Origin of the sequence: Mesorhizobium sp. M7A.F.Ca.CA.004.04.2.1 (genome assembly GCF_004022825.1) — a bacterium.
Classification (GTDB): Bacteria; Pseudomonadota; Alphaproteobacteria; order Rhizobiales; family Rhizobiaceae; genus Mesorhizobium.
Window position 1 is genome coordinate 1 of the sequence record NZ_RZPH01001081.1, and the last position, 1951, is coordinate 1951.

The 1951-nt window shown below is 63.3% G+C and carries 2 protein-coding genes; one reads left to right on the plus strand and one right to left on the minus strand.

Going from position 1 to position 1951, the window contains the following annotated elements; translation table 11 throughout:
* Positions 1-1119: LTA synthase family protein (locus EN893_RS31490; RefSeq protein WP_164901279.1), on the minus strand; the 1119-nt coding region annotated here is incomplete at its 3' end.
* 275 nt (positions 1120-1394) lie between these two features.
* On the opposite strand from EN893_RS31490, the gene EN893_RS31495 reads away from it, so the two are divergent.
* On the plus strand, positions 1395-1951 hold a 557-nt coding region (locus tag EN893_RS31495; RefSeq protein ID WP_164901280.1), incomplete at its 3' end, for an ACP S-malonyltransferase.

The window sequence follows — 1951 nt, forward strand, 5'->3', positions numbered from 1 at the left end:
GTTCCAGAACCAGTTGGTGCCGGGATGGATGGCGCGCGCCCGGTAACCCTGGCTCTTCAGGAAGGTCGCGAGCGAAGGCGTCGGCGTGCGCACATATTGCTGATAGGGGATGCTGCCTGCCGGCAGGAACGCGTTGGAGAAGCCGGTCAGCGCCTCGAACTCGATATTGGCGGTCATGCCGCCGCACTCCCGCGAGAACATCGAGCCCGAGCGCAGCGCCCGCACATTGGGGATTGGATCTGGCGTGATGGTGACGCCAGGCAACTTGGTCGGATCCCAGAAGGATTCGCTCATGACGATGATGATGTCCGGCTTCTCGGCCGGCACCGAGGCGGTCACATCAGGCCTGGCTATCGCTGCGATCGCCTTGTCGGAATAGCCCGGCGGCGCCGAGACATGCGCCATCGGCACGTTGAGGGCAAAGGCCAGCGCAAAGCCGTTGGAGGCATAGTTTTCCTTCTGGTCCCACATGATCGGGATGATCTGCAGCCGATCCCTGGTCCAGGAGAAGGTGGCGTAGTCCATGATCGAAACGAAGAAGGCGAGCAGCGGCACTGCCAGCGTCAGCCGCGCAAGGCGCCCCTTGCGGCTGAGTGCGGGAACCTTGCGGCGCCATAGCCGCCAGCCGTAGACGAGCAGCGACAGGCCGGCGACGATGCCGACGACCATGGCAAGCGCGGTCATCGGCCGTTCGCGTACCAAAAGCGGCAGCAGCGCGAAGATCTGGCGGGCATAGAGGAAATCGGTCGGATAGAGCGGATCGCCGAGATAGTGCGACTTCTGGTGACCGACGAAAGCAAGCGACAAGGTCAGCGGCGCGACGATCATCAGGCTCTGGTGGCTGCGGCCGAGCACCGCATCGAAGCCGATCAGGAGCAGCGCAAACACGACGATGGTGGTCCAGCCCGGCTTGAACGGCTGCAGGAAGAAGGAGATGGTTCCGGCAAAGTCGCCGCGCACGATCAGTTCGATGGCAAACACCAGGATAGCGGCAATCGCCAGGCTGATCAGCCCATAGCGCACGACCGGCCATCTCCTGCCCGGCAGATAGCCGGTGGAGGGGTCGTCTTCCAGGAACTGTGGCGCGGCCTTGCCGGTGCGTTTGTAACTCTTTGCCACTTTAACTTCCCCACCCAGCGACAAGCGCGTCACTCGATTGTCATGGAATTGTCACGCAAAGCTAGCGCCTGTAACGGAAATAAGAAGAGCCAGCAAACGAATCGTGAGCGGTTTTCATCAGGAGTGATCGCCAAAAACCCTTTCGCAACAGGCACTCGGCGGACGAGGCTGCCCTCGGGCAGGGTCGAACCGGGCTTGACTTGGCGCCCCGCCATGCGTCACAGGCAAGAAAAACCGTCTTCAGGCAAGCAAAACCAGCCCTTGGGAGCCCTCGCATGGCCGTTGCATTCACCTTTCCCGGACAAGGCAGCCAGGCGGTCGGCATGGGCAAGGATCTCGCCGACGCCTTCCCCGAAGCGCGCAGGGTCTTCCAGGAAGTCGACGATGCGCTCGGCGAAAATCTGTCGGAGCTGATCTGGGAAGGGCCGGAAGAGACGTTGACGCTGACCGCCAACGCGCAGCCGGCGCTGATGGCGGTGTCGCTGGCCGCGATCCGGGCGCTGGAATCGCGCGGCTTCTCGCTGAAAGGCAAGATCGCCTATGTCGCCGGTCATTCGCTGGGCGAATATTCGGCGTTGGCCGCTGCCGGCTTCGTTTCGGTTGCCGATGCCGCCCGGTTGCTGCGCATACGCGGCAATGCCATGCAGGCGGCGGTGCCGGCCGGCGAGGGCGCCATGGCGGCGATCATCGGATTGGAACATGCCGATGTCGAAGCCGCTTGCGCGGAAGCCGCCAAAGGCTCTGTCTGCCAGATCGCCAACGACAATGGCGGTGGCCAACTGGTCATCTCCGGCGCCAAGGCCGCGGTCGAACTGGCCGCGAAACTGTGCAC